The 15,032-nt window shown below is 71.7% G+C and carries 13 protein-coding genes; all 13 read right to left on the reverse strand.

All coding sequences use genetic code 11. The features are described from left to right. Positions 1 to 199: 199 nt before the first annotated feature. Entirely contained in the window at positions 200 to 3,307 is a 3,108-nt protein-coding gene (gene ileS, locus RIN75_RS36185) for an isoleucine--tRNA ligase (protein ID WP_309116597.1), read from the reverse strand. A gap of 255 nt (positions 3,308 to 3,562) precedes the next feature. Then, positions 3,563 to 4,075 (reverse strand): hypothetical protein, encoded by a 513-nt coding sequence (locus RIN75_RS36190; protein WP_309116598.1) that lies wholly within the window; start codon positions 4,073 to 4,075, stop codon positions 3,563 to 3,565. Between the two features lie 27 nt (positions 4,076 to 4,102). After that, positions 4,103 to 4,918, reverse strand: coding sequence for a DivIVA domain-containing protein (locus tag RIN75_RS36195; protein WP_121226822.1), 816 nt, complete (start codon positions 4,916 to 4,918; stop codon positions 4,103 to 4,105). A gap of 45 nt (positions 4,919 to 4,963) precedes the next feature. Continuing rightward, a complete protein-coding gene (locus RIN75_RS36200) occupies positions 4,964 to 5,248 on the reverse strand; it encodes a YggT family protein (protein ID WP_309116599.1) in 285 nt (94 codons plus the stop codon). A 20-nt stretch (positions 5,249 to 5,268) separates the two neighbouring features. Beyond that, positions 5,269 to 5,886 carry a cell division protein SepF gene (locus tag RIN75_RS36205; protein ID WP_309116600.1) on the reverse strand — a complete coding sequence of 206 codons (618 nt, stop codon included), beginning with the start codon at positions 5,884 to 5,886 and terminating at the stop codon, positions 5,269 to 5,271. A 68-nt stretch (positions 5,887 to 5,954) separates the two neighbouring features. Then, entirely contained in the window at positions 5,955 to 6,659 is a 705-nt protein-coding gene (locus RIN75_RS36210) for a YggS family pyridoxal phosphate-dependent enzyme (RefSeq protein ID WP_309116601.1), read from the reverse strand. Continuing rightward, a complete protein-coding gene (pgeF, locus tag RIN75_RS36215) occupies positions 6,656 to 7,360 on the reverse strand; it encodes a peptidoglycan editing factor PgeF (protein WP_309116602.1) in 705 nt (234 codons plus the stop codon). Before pgeF ends, RIN75_RS36210 begins: the two co-directional genes overlap by 4 nt. Before the next feature lie 753 nt (positions 7,361 to 8,113). Then, on the reverse strand, positions 8,114 to 9,436 hold the full coding sequence (ftsZ, locus tag RIN75_RS36220) for a cell division protein FtsZ (protein ID WP_309116642.1): 1,323 nt from the start codon (positions 9,434 to 9,436) through the stop codon (positions 8,114 to 8,116). A gap of 209 nt (positions 9,437 to 9,645) precedes the next feature. Next, a complete protein-coding gene (locus RIN75_RS36225; RefSeq protein ID WP_309116603.1) occupies positions 9,646 to 10,170 on the reverse strand; it encodes a DinB family protein in 525 nt (174 codons plus the stop codon). A gap of 67 nt (positions 10,171 to 10,237) precedes the next feature. Continuing rightward, positions 10,238 to 10,966 carry an FtsQ-type POTRA domain-containing protein gene (locus RIN75_RS36230; RefSeq protein ID WP_309116604.1) on the reverse strand — a complete coding sequence of 243 codons (729 nt, stop codon included), beginning with the start codon at positions 10,964 to 10,966 and terminating at the stop codon, positions 10,238 to 10,240. Continuing rightward, a complete protein-coding gene (gene murC / locus RIN75_RS36235; protein ID WP_309116605.1) occupies positions 10,963 to 12,357 on the reverse strand; it encodes a UDP-N-acetylmuramate--L-alanine ligase in 1,395 nt (464 codons plus the stop codon). The genes RIN75_RS36230 and murC overlap by 4 nt, the downstream gene beginning before the upstream one ends. After that, positions 12,354 to 13,457, reverse strand: coding sequence for an undecaprenyldiphospho-muramoylpentapeptide beta-N-acetylglucosaminyltransferase (gene murG, locus RIN75_RS36240; protein ID WP_309116606.1), 1,104 nt, complete (start codon positions 13,455 to 13,457; stop codon positions 12,354 to 12,356). The genes murC and murG overlap by 4 nt, the downstream gene beginning before the upstream one ends. 28 nt (positions 13,458 to 13,485) lie before the next feature. Beyond that, positions 13,486 to 14,928, reverse strand: coding sequence for a putative lipid II flippase FtsW (gene ftsW, locus RIN75_RS36245; RefSeq protein ID WP_309116607.1), 1,443 nt, complete (start codon positions 14,926 to 14,928; stop codon positions 13,486 to 13,488). Positions 14,929 to 15,032: the final 104 nt, after the last annotated feature.

A 15,032-nucleotide genomic window follows, 5' to 3' on the forward strand; every position in this document is an offset into this window, starting at 1 on the left:
GCAGGCGGGGCTACCGCCGGATCAACCTGGAGACGGGCACCCAGGACTTCTTCGCACCGGCCCGCCGTCTCTACGCCCGCCACGGCTTCGTGCCGTGCCCGCCGTTCGCCGACTACCTGCCGGACCCCACGAGCTGCTTCATGACCCTCGACCTGGCGCCGGGACTCCCGTAGGAATCCCGGCGCCGGGTCGGAGAACGTCAGGCGCGGGCCACGGCCACCCGGACCTTGGCCCCGTCACCCACGGCACCGTCGGCGCCCTCGGCCACGTCGCCGTACACGACCGAAGTGCTCAGCGTCTCCGAGGCCACGAACTCCTCGAACCGCCGCACCGCCTCGGCCACCTCGTCCGGCACCTGCAGCGTCAGCACGATCCGGTCCGACACGTCCAACCCCGCGTCCTTCCGGGCCTGCTGCACGACCCGCACCAGGTCACGCGCCACGCCCTCGGCCGCCAGCTCGTCGGTCACGACCGTGTCCAGCACGACCAGGCCGCTGTTGCCCGGCAGCGCCGCCGTCGCGCCCTGGTCGGTGGCGACCAGGCGCTGTTCGTACTCCTCCGGGAACAGCTCGATCCCGGCGGCCACGACCCGACCGTCCACCTCGGACCAGTCCCCGGCCTTGACCGCCTTGATGACCTTCTGCACGTCCGGACCCAGCCGCGGCCCCGCCACGCGCGCGTTCACGGCCAGCTGGAAGTGCCCGTGCGCGTCGACGTCCGTGGTCAGGTCGACGTCCTTAACGTTCACCTCGTCCCGCAGCACCTCGACGAACGGCTCCAGCTGCGCCACGTCCGCCGAAGCGATCACCAGCTTGGCCAGCGGCAGGCGCACCCGCAGCTTGTTGGCCTTGCGCAGCGACAACGCCGTGGACGCGACCTGGCGCACCTGGTCCATGGCCGCGACCAGGGCGGCGTCCGCCGGCAGGTCGTCCACCGCCGGGAAGTCGGTCAGGTGCACCGACCGGCCACCGGTCAGCCCCCGCCACACCACCTCGGTGGTGAACGGCAGCAGCGGCGCGGCCACCCGTGACACGACCTCCAGCACCGTGTGCAGGGTGTCGACCGCGTCCTGCTCGCCCGCCCAGAACCGGTCGCGCGAGCGCCGCACGTACCAGTTGGTCAGGACCTCCAGGAACTCCCGGATGGACGCGCACGCCCCCGAGATGTCGTAGGTCTCCAGCTGGTCGGTCACCACCGCGACCAGGTCGTGCGTCTTGGCCAGCACGTACCGGTCCAGCACGTGCTGCGAGTCCGTCCGCCACTTGCCCTCGACGCCCTCGGCGTTGGCGTACAGCGCCAGGAAGTACCACGAGTTCCACAGCGGCAGCACGGCCTGCCGGACCGCGTCCCGGATGCCCCGCTCGGTGACGATCAGGTCGCCGCCGCGCAGGATCGGGGACGCCATGAGGAACCACCGCATGGCGTCGGAGCCGTCGCGGTCGAAGACCTCGTTGACGTCCGGGTAGTTCTTGCGGGACTTGGACATCTTCTGGCCGTCGTCGCCCAGCACGATGCCGTGCGCCACGCAGTTGCTGAACGCGGGCCGGTCGAACAGGGCCGTGGCCAGCACGTGCATCGTGTAGAACCAGCCGCGCGTCTGGCCGTTGTACTCGACGATGAAGTCGCCGGGGTAGTGGTTCTCGAACCACTCGGCGTTCTCGAACGGGTAGTGGACCTGGGCGAACGACATCGAGCCGGACTCGAACCAGCAGTCCAGCACCTCGGGGACCCGGCGCATGGTCGACTTCCCGGTCGGGTCGTCCGGGTTGGGCCTGGTGAGCTGGTCGATCCCGGGCCGGTGCAGGTCGGTCGGGCGCACGCCGAAGTCGCGCTCCAGCTCGTCCAGCGAGCCGTAGACGTCCACCCGCGGGTACTCGGGGTCGTCCGACACCCACACCGGGATCGGCGAGCCCCAGAACCGGTTGCGCGAGATGTTCCAGTCGCGCGCGTTCTCCAGCCACTTGCCGAACTGGCCGTCGCGGATGTGCTCGGGCACCCAGTTGATCTGCTTGTTCAGCTCGACCATCCGGTCCTTGAACTGGGACACGGCGACGAACCACGACGAGACCGCGCGCTGGATGAGCGCGTTGTCGCACCGCCAGCAGTGCGGGTACGGGTGGTCGTAGGTCTCGTGGCGCAGCAGCAGGCCCGCGTCCTTGAGGTCGCGGATGATCGCCTTGTTGGCCTCGAAGACCTGCCGGCCCTGGTACGGCGGGACCTCGGCGGTGAACCGGCCGTGCGGGTCGACCGGGACGACGACCTCGATGCCGGCCGCGTCGGTGACGAGCTTGTCCTCCTCACCGAAGGCGGGGGCGATGTGGACGATGCCCGTGCCGTCCTCGGTGGTGACGTAGTCCGCGGTGAGCACCTGGTGGGCGTTCTCGCGGCCCGCGAAGAAGTCGAACGGCGGGGTGTACTTCTTGCCGACCAGGTCCGCGCCCTTGTACCGGGCCACCACGGTCGGCTCCTCGCCCAGCTCACGGGCGTACGCCGGCACGCGGGCCTCGGCCAGCAGGTAGCGCTCGCCTTGGGCTTCGACGGTCACGTAGTCCACGTCGGGGTGCACGGCGGCGGCCAGGTTGGACGGCAGGGTCCACGGGGTCGTCGTCCACACCAGGGCCAGTTCGCCGGTCTCCAGGCGCAGGCCGACCGTCACCGCCGGGTCCTGGCGGTCCCGGTAGGTGTCGTCCATCTTGGTCTCGGTGTTGGACAGCGGCGTCTCGCAGCGCCAGCAGTACCACAGCACGCGAAAGCCCTCGTAGACCAAGCCCTTGTCCCACAAGGTCTTGAAGGCCCACATGACCGATTCCATGTAGTCCAGGTCGAGGGTCTTGTAGTCGTTGTCGAAGTCGACCCAGCGGGCCTGGCGGGTCACGTAGTCGCGCCACTGGTCGGTGTAGCGCAGCACGGACGTGCGGCAGGCCTCGTTGAACTTCTCGATGCCGAACGCCTCGATCTCGGACTTCGACGAGAAGCCGAGCTGCTTCTCCGCCTCGACCTCGGCGGGCAGGCCGTGGGTGTCCCAGCCGAACCGGCGCTCGACGTGCTTGCCGCGCATGGTCTGGAAGCGCGGGACGACGTCCTTGACGTAGCCGGTCAGCAGGTGGCCGTAGTGCGGCAGGCCGTTGGCGAAGGGCGGGCCGTCGTAGAAGACGAACTCGTTGGCGCCCTTGTCCCCCGCCGGTCGCGCGTCGATCGAGGCCTGGAAGGTCCGGTCGGACTTCCAGAAGTCGAGGACGTCCCGCTCGAGGGCGGGGAAGGACGGCTGGGAGGGCACCGGACCCTCGCCTGCCTTGGGGTAGGCCATCGTGCTGCTCCTCGCGTGCTGTTCTCGCCCGGCACGCGGGGACGACGCGCCCTCTGGCGGGCACACCGCGGTACCACCCCGCTTGCCGACGCGACACGCGCGACGGCCTCTCGTTGACGGCTGTGACGGGCCGCTCCCGTCCGGTTCTACTGGGGCGCTGTTCGCCGAGGGGGCGACGCCCGTTCTTCCGGAGGCTCCCCGGTGATGGCCGGATCGGTGCCTGTGCGTCAAGGGTAACCGGTGCCCGCAAACCGCCTAGTCGCCGGTGGCCCGCTTCTTCGCCACCAGCACGGCGTCGGGCGTGCACACCGCGCACGGGGTGAACCCCAACTGCCTGGCCTCGGCGATCGGCAACCCCAAGGTCGCCCGCTCGCCCAGCCAGCTGCACGACGCCAGGTGGTAGCGGGGGTGCTCGTCCAGGACGCGGACCTCGTCGGTCAGGTCCGCCACGACCAGCAGGTCGGCGGCGTCCGTGTCCTCCTCACCCGGCTCGGTGTCCTGATCGGGTGAAACGGGTGTGTCGTCCGCACCCGACACCGGTTCTACTTGATCATCGGCGCTAGCCCGTTGATCAACTCGTTCCACCGCGGCGCCGGCAGCCGGGGCGGGTCCCGACCGCCGGCGCAGCCACCAGTCCCAGACCAGGATCAGGGCCGCCGCGGCGCTCGCGCCCACCGAGAGCCACGCCCAGTGCGTCTGGGCGGTGGTCAGGGCGGGCACGAGCAGCCCCAGGGCTGCCAGCACCAGCAGCAGAACGACGTAGAGCACGTGCGCAGACTAGATCAACCGCGCCGATCAGCCGGCTTCGGCACGCGCCCCGAACGAGTAGCCCTGCTGGCGGCCGTCGGACGGCGCGGCCGGGCCGCGGTCCTGCAGGTCGCGCAGCGAGGACTCCAGCATGGTCTTGAGCCGGGTCCGGTACTCGCGCTCGAACGTCTGGAGCTTGTCGATCTGCTTTTCGAGCGTGTTCTTCTCCTGGGTGATGTTGCCCATCACCTCGGCGTGCTTGCGCTGCGCGTCGCGGTCGAGCGCGCTGGCCTTCTCGCGGGCCTGCCGCTCCAGCGTCTCGGCGCGGGTCCGCGCGTCGTTCAGCATGGTCTCGGCGCGCGTGCGCGCCTCGTTGACCATCGTGTCGGCCTTGGCGCGGGCCTCGGAGAGCAGCTGCTCGGACTTGGTCCGGGCCTCCGACAGCATCCCGTCGGCCTCGGCCTTGGCCTCGCCGGTGAGCCGGTCGGCCATCTCCTGCGCCAGGCCGAGCACCTTCGCGGCCTGCACGTGGTGGTCACCGCCACCACCGGGCGAGGTCTGCTCCAGCGCCGAGGGGGGTGGCACCGGGGCCAGCCTGCGCGGCTCGTCGACGACTCGGCTGGGACCACCCACACCTGCGGCGATCTTGGCCCGGGCGTCCTCGAGGTCGGCACGCGCGGTCTCGACCTGCTGGTCGAGCTGCTCGACCTGCTGGCGCAGGTCGTTGTTCTCCTCGATCAGGCGGGCGAGTTCGCCCTCAACCAGGTCGAGGAACGCGTCCACCTCGTCCTCGTTGTAGCCCCGCTTGCCAATCGGCGGCTTGCTGAACGCGACGTTGTGCACGTCCGCGGGGGTCAACGGCATCAGATCACCTCACGCACTCCTGGGCTGTGGACATCCCTGGTCCCCTCACCTGGGATCGGCTACTCGCATCAGAATGATAACGACCAGCAACAGCACAATAATGGACAAGTCCAGACCGATGCCCCCGATCCGCACCGTCGGGATGAGCCGACGCAGCAGTCGGACCGGGGGATCGGTCACGGTGTAAACGGTCTCCAAGGCCACCGCGACGCCACCCGCCGGCCGCCACTCCCTGGCGAAAGTCCGGACGAGCTCGACCACGACGCGGGCCGTGAGCAGCAGCCAGAACGAGAACAGCACGTAGTAGACGACGAGCGCGAGGGCATACACACCGTCAACTGTGCCATCACTCACCCGTGGTTGAGGAACCCGCCCTCCGCGAGTCGCCTCCGATCCTCCGCCGTCACGTCGATGTTGGGAGGTGAGAGGAGGAACACCTTGTTCGTCACCTTGTCGATCGAGCCGCGCAGCGCGAAGGCGAGCCCCGCGGCGAAGTCGACCAGGCGCTTGGCGTCCGCGTCGTCCATGTCGGTGAGGTTCATGATCACCGGCGTGCCGTCGCGGTAGTGCTCGCCGATGGTCCGCGCCTCGTTGTAGCTGCGCGGGTTCAGCGTGGTGATGCGGCCCAGCGACTGGCGGGGCGGCTCGGGCGCCGGGCGGACCCGGCTGACCGGCTCGCGCGGCGACTCGACGGCCAGCGAGCCGTGCGTCGGCTCGGCCGCCCACGACCGGCGGGACCGGGTGCGGGCGTCGGGCTGCTCGTAGTCGTCGGCGTCGTCCAGCTCGGCGCGGTACCCGCCGTGCGGGCGGCGCCGGCCGTTGCGCTCCGGGTACTCGGGGTAGGCGTCGTAGTCCTCGGCGTCGGACCGGTAGTCGTACCGCCCGCGCTCACCGTCGTAGTCGGGGTCGTCGGCGTACTCGGCGGGAACCATCCCGAAGTAGGCCTTCAGCTTGTGAAACCCGCTCATGGTCGAGCCCTTCCTCCGCCGATCCCTACCCGCAAGGACGTCGCGGCCGCCCCCGAGGTTCCTCCCGATTACGGCGAGGCTAGCCCTCGGCTGCCCAGCAACGCTGTTCCGACACGCACGCACGTCGATCCGTGCGCGATGGCATCTTCCAGGTCACCGGACATCCCCGCCGAGATCACGGTGGCAGTGGGATGATCGTCACGCAAGCGGGTTACCGCACCTTGTAGAGCACGAAACGCCGCCTCTGGAGACATCCCGAGGGGTGCGACGGTCATCACACCGCGGAGACGAAGTTCACCCTTCTCAGCGACATGTTGAGCAAGATCGGGCAAGTCCGGGATCGGGCAGCCGCCGCGGGCCGGGTCGCCGTCGATGCTGACCTGGAGGAGCACGTCCAGCGGGTCGCGGCCGGCGTTGGCCTTGGCGAGGGCGTCCGCGAGCCGGGTCGAGTCGACCGCGTCGACCTGGTCGGCCCAGGTGACGACGGATTTGGCCTTGTTGCGCTGGACCGAGCCCACCATGTGCCAGCGGACGGTCGCGTCCGGTCGGAGCCGGGCGAACGCGGCGGTCTTGCGGCTCGCCTCCTGGTCGCGGTTCTCGGCGAACTCGGTCAGACCAAGGTCGCTGAGGATCGCCACGTCCTCGGCGGGGAAGGTCTTGGTGACCGCGAGGAGCGTGATGTCTCTTTGATCGCGGCCGGCGTTGTGACAGGCCCGTTCGATGCGCTCGCGAACCTCGGCGAGGTTGGCGGCGAGTTCGTCCCGGCGGCTCACGCGTCGATCCAGATCACGCCGGCGATCCGCCCCGTTCCGGGGTCGCGCCGATGGCTGAACAGGGCCTTCTCCTCGACCGTGCAGCGGGGGTCGACGCCGATCTTGCCGATGCCCGCGTCCGCGAGCTGCTGCCAGAGGCCGGCGCGCAGGTCGAGCGAGGGGGTGCCCCGGCGGGACTTGGCGGCGCTGCCCGGGAGGTGCTTCTCGACGTCCGCGCGCATCCCGGCGGGGACCTCGTAGCACTGGCCGCAGACGGCCGGGCCGAGGAGGACTTCGATGTGGTCCTTCTGCGCGCCGAGTTCGACCATCTTGTCCAGCGCTGCGGGGACAACTCCGACCCGAGCCCCGACCCGCCCGGCGTGGACGGCCCCGATGACCCCCGCCTCGGGATCGCCGAGGAGCACGGGGACGCAGTCGGCGGTGAGGACGACGAGGGCGAGGCCGGGGGTGGCGGTGACGACGGCGTCGGTGGCTTCGAGCGGGTTGGGTCGAGGGCCGTCGACGGCTTGGACGGTCCGGCCGTGGACCTGTTCCATCCAGACGAGCCGGTCGACGTCGAGCCCGATGCCCTCGGCGAGGCGGCGGCGGTTGGCGGCGACGGCGGCGGGGTCGTCACCGACGTGGTCGCCGAGGTTGAAGGAGTCGAACGGGGGCTTCGACACGCCGCCTTCGCGGGTGGTCACGACACGACGGATACGCACCCACTAAGCCTGCCACGCCCCCCACCACCCCCAACCAGACCCGCTCCCCTCGCGTCCATCCACCCCCGCCGCCGCCCACCGCCGCCCACCGCCCACCGCCTCCGCCACCGCCACGGCCTCGCCTCCACCCTTCGCCACCGCCTCCGCCCGCCCCGCCTCCGCTCGCCCGCCACCGCCCACGCCCGCCCTCAGCTGCGCTCAACCTCCGCACATACTCACTTAGCCACCCTAAGCAAAAATATTTAGTACGGTGAAGTGAAATTTTCACCTGCCAGGCGGCCAACCCTCAGCGCGCGCCGAATCCCGCAGCCAGCGAACCCCGCGCAGCCCGCCGAACCACCGACCCCACCGACCGCGCAGACCCGCCCGCCGCGCAGACCACCGGCCGCGTCAGCCCCGCCGGCGAACCGACTGGCTCGCCAAATCCGCCAGCCTGACCCCGCCCGCCCAGCGCCAACCCAGCCCGCCGCCGGCTCGGGCCGCAACTCAACCCCGTCGGCCGACCAAGGCCGTCAGCCCCACGCAGCCAGCAGCGACTCGCCCACAGCCCAGCAGCAACCCGCTCAGCCCGGCAGCCCCCGCCGAGTCCCACCGAGTCCCACCGGGTGCCGCCGGGTGCCGCCGGGTCCGACCGGGTGCCGCCGAGCCCCGCCGAGTCCCCACCGAGTCCCGCCCTGTTCCAGCGAGTCCCGAAGAGCGAAGAGCCCGCCTCCCCAAACGGGAAAGCGGGCTCTCGGTGGCGTTCGGCCTGCCTCAGCGGCGCATGAAAGGCGGCACGTCGACCTCGTCGTCCGGGTCGTCGGTCACCGGCACCGCGCGGGACGGCAGCGACCCGCTCTGCGACAGCGACCGCGGCACCGTCGGCTGCGGCGTCGGCTGGACCGTCGGCTGCGGCGTCGGGTACGTGGGCTGCGGGGTCGCCCCGTTGGTCTGCGTGGGCTGCGGCGGCACGGTCGGGCGGGGCGGGACCACCGGGGTCTGCTCCACCGGCGGCTGGACCTGGTGCTGGACCGGCTGCGCCACCGGAGCAGGCTGAACCGAGGGCTGCACCGTCCCCGACTGGCCCGGCGCCACCGTGGTGCGCGGCGGCGAGGAGAGGGCCTGGGGTTCCAGCTTCTTGTGGGTGGGACCGCCGCCGTCGAAGCCGGCCGCGATGACCGTCACCCGGACCTCGTCGCCCAGCGAGTCGTCGATGACCGTACCGAAGATGATGTTCGCGTCCGGGTGCGCGGCCTCCTGGACCAGCGACGCCGACTCGTTGATCTCGAACAGGCCGAGGTCCGACCCGCCCGCGATCGACAGCAGCACGCCGTGCGCGCCCTCCATGGACGCTTCCAGCAGCGGCGAGTTGATCGCCTTCTGCGCCGCCTGCACGGCACGCCCCTCGCCGCGCGCCGAACCGATGCCCATCAACGCCGAGCCCGCCCCGGACATGACCGACTTGACGTCGGCGAAGTCCAGGTTGATCAGACCGGGCGTGGTGATCAGGTCGGTGATGCCCTGGACACCGGACAGCAGCACCTCGTCCGCCGAGCGGAACGCGTCCATCAGCGAGACGCCGATGTCGCCGAGCTGGAGCAGCCGGTCGTTCGGGATCACGATGAGGGTGTCGCACTCGTTGCGCAGCGCCTGGATGCCCTCCTCGGCCTGCTTCGCGCGCCGCTTGCCCTCGAACGAGAACGGGCGCGTCACGACACCGATGGTCAGCGCGCCGAGCTTGCGGGCGATCGACGCGACGACCGGCGCGCCGCCGGTGCCGGTGCCGCCGCCCTCGCCGGCGGTCACGAAGACCATGTCGGCGCCCTTGAGGACTTCCTCGATCTCCTCGCGGTGGTCCTCGGCGGCCTTGTGGCCGACCTCGGGGTTGGCGCCCGCGCCGAGGCCGCGGGTCAGCTCGCGGCCGATGTCGAGCTTGACGTCGGCGTCGGACATCAGCAGCGCCTGGGCGTCGGTGTTCACCGCGATGAACTCGACGCCCTTGAGCCCGACCTCGATCATCCGGTTGACGGCGTTCACACCGCCGCCGCCGATGCCGACGACCTTTATCACCGCGAGGTAGTTGTGCGGGGGCGTCATCGGATCCGCCTTCCTGATCGTGTCCGTGCTCATGTGCTGGAGTGGATGACCACCGGTGTCACACCCGGACGGAAGTCCACCCGGATTGAAACCCTCAACCAGAGGTCGAGAGTTATGTCAACCCCGTATGTTCCCACCGGACGTTATGCACCGAAAATGCCTCGGTCCAGTTGCCACGCCGTGTTGTGTCCCGACCGGGTGAGGCCGACCTACTCGCCGGTCACGCCGTCGAGCAGTTCGCGCACCACGTCCAGGTGCCCCGCGTGCCGACCCGTCTCCTCGATCATGTGGATCAGCACCCAGCGCGTGGAAAGCCTCTGGTCCCCCCGGAACGCCACCTCGTGGTCGAGGTCGAGCCCCGCGGCGATGTCGCGACTCACCCCGCACTGCTCAGCGTAGTCGGCCAGCAGACCCGAGATCGTCTCCCCCGGCTCGATCCGCCAATCGGCGTCCGGGTCCTCCCTCGTGTAGGGGGCGGCCATGGGCCGTCCGAGCAGCGCGACCTCGAACCAGTAGTGCTCGACCCACCGCAGGTGCTTGACGATGCCCGCGGCCGTGTTCAGCGGCGACGGCAGCGTCGAGCGGCGGGCGTCCTCTTCGGACAGTCCGGCGCACTTCAGCTCGATGGTGCCGCGCAGGTAGTCCAGGAACCCGGTCAGCAGGGTCCGCTCGTCGCCGGTGAAGGCGATGTCCACCCGCTCCTCGGGCTTGGTCACGATCTTCGTCACAGTCATGCCGCGCAGTATCACGGTCCCGAACGCGGAGGACGATCGACTTTCCCCAGGTCGGTCGTGGTGAAGATCACGACACGGTGGGCAGCTCCGGGCTGGAGACGTCGAACACCGAGCCGTCCCGGGTCATCAGCACCTGCACCACCGCGGCCTTGCGGGGCGTGTCGTCGGGCGAACCCCACCGCACCTCGCGACCGGCGGTCAGGGTCAGCTTCACGTCCGCGCCGGTCGTCGCCGACACCGCCAGGACCTCCCGGCGCAGCGGCTCCGGCAGCGCCACCAGCACGGAGACCGCGGCGGGCCGCCCCTTGCCCTCGGCCTTCAGCTCCGGCAGACCGGGCGGCGGCTGGGCGACCGTGGCGTAGTCCTGGCCGGTCGCGTCCACCAGGTGCGCGCCGTCGCCCGCGTTGACCACGGCGACCGGGGTCCGCTCGTCGATCGTGAGCAGCACGGTGCCGGGCAGGGCGCGGCCCACCCGCACGCCCGCCACCCGGGACAGGCCCCGCACCCGTTCGGCGATCGCGTCGACGTCCAGCCGAACCAGCGGCGCGCCGGGTTCGATCGCGGCGGCCTCGCGGACCTGCTCCGCGGTCAGCTCGACGGTGCCCGCCACGTCGACCTGCCGCACGCCCAGCAGCGGCGTGAACCAGATCGCGACGACCAGGCCGACCGCGGTCAGCACGGTCAGCACCGCCACCGCCCGGCGCCGCAGCACCACGCGGCGGGAGGGTCCTCCGCGCCGGGACGGGCGCCGCCGCGACGCGGAGGCGGTGCGGCGGCGCGCCGTCTGGGTCGTCATGCCCGGTCCAGCTCCCCGACGATCTCCGGGCCGAGCATGGTCACGTCGCCCGCGCCCATGGTCACCACCACGTCGCCCTCCCCGACCAGCCCCGCCACCAGCGCGGGAACCCGGTCGAACGACGGCTCGTAGTGCACCTTGCCCTGCTCCAGCGGCACCTGCCGGGCCACCAGCGCGCCGGTCACGCCCGGCTCCGGGTCCTCCCGCGCGCCGTACACGTCGAGCACCACGACCTCGTCGGCCAGGCCGAGCGCGGTGCCGAACTCGTCGGCGAACAGCCGGGTCCGCGAGTACAGGTGCGGCTGGAACACCACGACCAGCTTGCCCCCGCCTGCGACCGGCCGGGCGGCGGTGAGCTGCGCGGCGACCTCGGTGGGGTGGTGGGCGTAGTCGTCGTAGACGCGGACCCCGCCGGCGCGGCCCTTGAACTCGAACCGCCGCCGCACGCCGCCGAACGCGCCCAGGCCCTCCAGCACGCAGTCCCGGTCCGCGCCCAGCTCCAGCGCGGCCAGCAGGGCGGCGATCGCGTTGCCCGCCATGTGCTCGCCCGGCACGGCCACCCGCACGTCGAGCTTCTCGCCGTCCAGGTCCAGCACGGCGATGCCGCCGCCGTCCTCGGGCCGGTAGTCGACCAGGGTCGCCGCGCCCTCGCCGGACGCCGTGCGGCCGTACGGGCGGACCCGCAGACCGAGCGACCTCGCGCGTTCGGCCAGCGCCTTCGCGCCCGGGTCGTCCACGCACGCGATCAGCACGCCACCGGGCTCGATCCGCTCCAGGAACGAGTCGAACACGGCGGTGTAGGCCTCGACCGTGCCGTGGTGGTCCAGGTGGTCGGCCTCGACGTTGGTCACCACCGCGACCGAGGGCGCGAAGTACAGGAACGACCCGTCGCTCTCGTCGGCCTCGGCCACGAAGATCCCGCCGGTGCCCTGGTGGGCGTTGGCGCCGGACTCGTTGAGGTCGCCGCCGATGGCGAAGGACGGGTCCATGCGGCAGTGCTGCAACGCCACGGTGAGCATGGACGTGGTCGAGGTCTTGCCGTGCGTGCCGGCCACGCAGGCGACCCGGTGGTCCAGCATGAGCGCGGCCAGGGCCTCGGCGCGGCGCAGCACGACCACGCCCCGCTCGCGGGCCGCCGCCAGCTCGGGGTTGTCCTCGCGGATCGCCGTGGACACCACGACCGCGGTGGGGCCGTCGTCGAGCAGGTCGAGGTGCTCGGCGGCGTGGCCCACGGCGACCTTCGCGCCCTGCGCCCGCAGCGCCAGCACGGTGCGGGAGTCCTTCGCGTCGGAGCCGGACACGTGCGCGCCGCGCGCCAGCAGGATCCGGGCGATGCCACTCATGCCCGCCCCGCCGATACCGACGAGATGAACCCGTTCGAGGACACTCACTTCTTGATCACATCCAGGACGATCCGGGCGAGCACCTCGTCGGCCTCGCGGTGGCCGGTGCTCAGGGTGGCGGTGGTCATCGCGGCCAGCCGGGCGCGGTCGGCGACCAGCGGGACGACGTTGCGCGCGACCCACTCCGGGGTCAACTGCTCGTCGGGGACCAGGACGCCGCCGCCCGCGCCGACCACGGGGCCGGCGTTGAGGGCCTGCTCGCCGTTGCCGTGCGGCAGCGGCACGAACACCGCCGGCAGGCCCACGGCGGACACCTCGGCCACGGTCATCGCGCCCGACCGGCACAGGACCGCGTCGGCGGCGGCGTAGGCGAGGTCCATCCGCTCCAGGTAGGGCACCGGCACGTACGCGGGTGCGCCGGGCACCGCCTGCACCGCGACGGAGTTCTTGGGGCCGTGGGCGTGCAGCACGCCGATCCCGGCCTGCGCGAACGCCTGCGCCGCGCCGGACACCGCGTTGTTGATCGACCGCGCGCCCTGCGAGCCGCCGAACACCAGCAGCGTCGGGGCGTTCGGGTCGAGGCCGAAGTGGGCGCGGGCCTGGGCGCGCAGCGCGGCCCGGTCCAGGGACGTGATCGAGTGCCGCAGCGGGATGCCGATGATCTCCGCGTCGGTCAGGCCCGAGTCCGGCACGGCGGCGGCGACCCGTTCGGCGAACTTCGCGCCGACCTTGTTCGCGAGACCCGCCTTGGCGTTGGCCTCGTGCACCACGATCGGCACCCGGCCGCGCGCGGCGAGGTAGGCGGGCAGCGAGACGTAGCCGCCGAAGCCGACCACGACGTCGGCGTGGTGGCGCTCCAGCACCTCCCGGGTGCGCTTGACGGACTCGCGCACCCGCAGCGGCAGCTTCAGCAGGTCGGGCGACGGCTTGCGCGGCATCGGCACCGGCGGGATCAGCTCAAGCGGGTAGCCGCGGGCGGGCACGAGCTTGTTCTCCAGCCCGCGCTCGGTGCCCAGCGCGACCACGCGCGCGTCGGGCCGCAGCCGCTTGACCGCGTCGGCCAGGGCCAGGGCGGGCTCGATGTGCCCGGCGGTGCCGCCTCCGGCGACCACCACGCACGGTCCGGCCTGCTGGGGAACCCCGGTCACGCACTTCCTCCTTGTGTCGTGGGGCGGGCTAGCGCCCGTCGCGGCGCCGGGACCGGTCCTGGGTCGCCCGGCGCGAGTCGCGCCGACGGTACTCCGACGGCGGAGCGTGACGGCCGGCCATCCTCCGTTCGTCCACCGGCGGCGGCGCGGCCTTGCGCCCGCGCGGCGGGGTGGACGGCCGGACGGGCCGGCGCTTGGGCGGCGGCTTGTAGGCCTCCGGCGCGGGCAGCTTCAGCACGCCGCCGACCCGGCCGGGGCCGAGCGACCGCAGCGCGGAGACGGCTTCCGGCTCGTGCCGGGCGCAGTTGGCGAGGATGCCGAACACCACCATCGTGGTGACGATCGACGTGCCGCCGGAGGAGATCATGGGCAGCGTGATGCCGGTGACCGGCAGCAGCCGCACCACGTAGCCGATGTTGATCGCGGCCTGCGCCACCAGCCACACGGTGAGGGTCGCGGACACCAGCCGGATCCACGGGTCGGTGTTGCGCGCGGCGATCCGCAGGCCCACCACGGCCAGCAACCCGAACAGGCCCAGCACCAGCAGGCACCCGATGAAGCCGAGTTCCTCGCCGATCACGGCGAAGATGAAATCACTGTGCACGTTCGGCAGATAACGCCACTTCGAACTGCCGTTGGTCAGGCCCTTGCCGAAGAACCCGCCCTCCGCCAAGGCGAACATCGCCTGCCGCGCCTGGAGCCCCGCGCCCGTGGGGTCCTTGTCCGGGTCGAGGTAGGTCAGCACGCGCTGGAGCCGGTAGGTCGCGCCGACCGCCAGCACCGCCGCACCCGCCGCCGCGCCGACCGCGATCACGCCGAACAACCGCATCGGCGCGCCCACGAACCACATCAGGCTGATCAGAACGACGCCGAGCGTGATCGTGCCGCCGAGGTCGGGCTGGAGCATCACCAGCGCGAACACCAGCAGCGCCACCGGGACGACGGGCACCAGCAGGTGCCGGTACTGGTCCAGCAACGCCCGCTTGGTGACGAGGACGTGCGCGCCCCACAACGCCATCGCGAGCTTCGCGGCCTCGATCGGCTGGAACGACACGGGCCCCACGGTGAACCACGACTGCGCGCCGCCCGCGACCGTCCCGAGTGGAGTGAGCACCAGACCCAGCATGATCACGCACGCCAGCATCGCCATCATGCTGCTCTGCCGGACGGTCCGCAGCGGGATCCGCAGCACGATCAGGAAAAGGATCGCCCCGACCGCCACGTACAGCAACTGCTTCTGGAATACGCTGTAGGCCGACGCCCCGTCCGCGACCTCGCCGGGCGCGGAGGCGGACAGCACCATCACCAGGCCCAGCACGGTGAGCAGGCCGAAGATCGCGAGCAGCAGGTGGAAGTCCGCGAGCGGCCGGCTCAGCCAGGCGGTGAGCGCACTGCGCACGGCCACCACCTTGACCGCGCGCTTGGGCCGCGCACCCCCGGCCCGCTCCACCGCTCTGTCCACCGCTGTCATGCGTTCATCGTCTCCCGCTTCGCACGGGGAAAGCTGAAAATCCGCCGCGTGTCGCCCAGACGCGACCGCCGTCACGACCATTTCCCCAACGGGGGGACGCCCGA

It is taken from the genome of Saccharothrix sp. (assembly GCF_031180885.1).
In the GTDB taxonomy this organism is placed as follows: Bacteria; Actinomycetota; Actinomycetes; order Mycobacteriales; family Pseudonocardiaceae; genus Actinosynnema.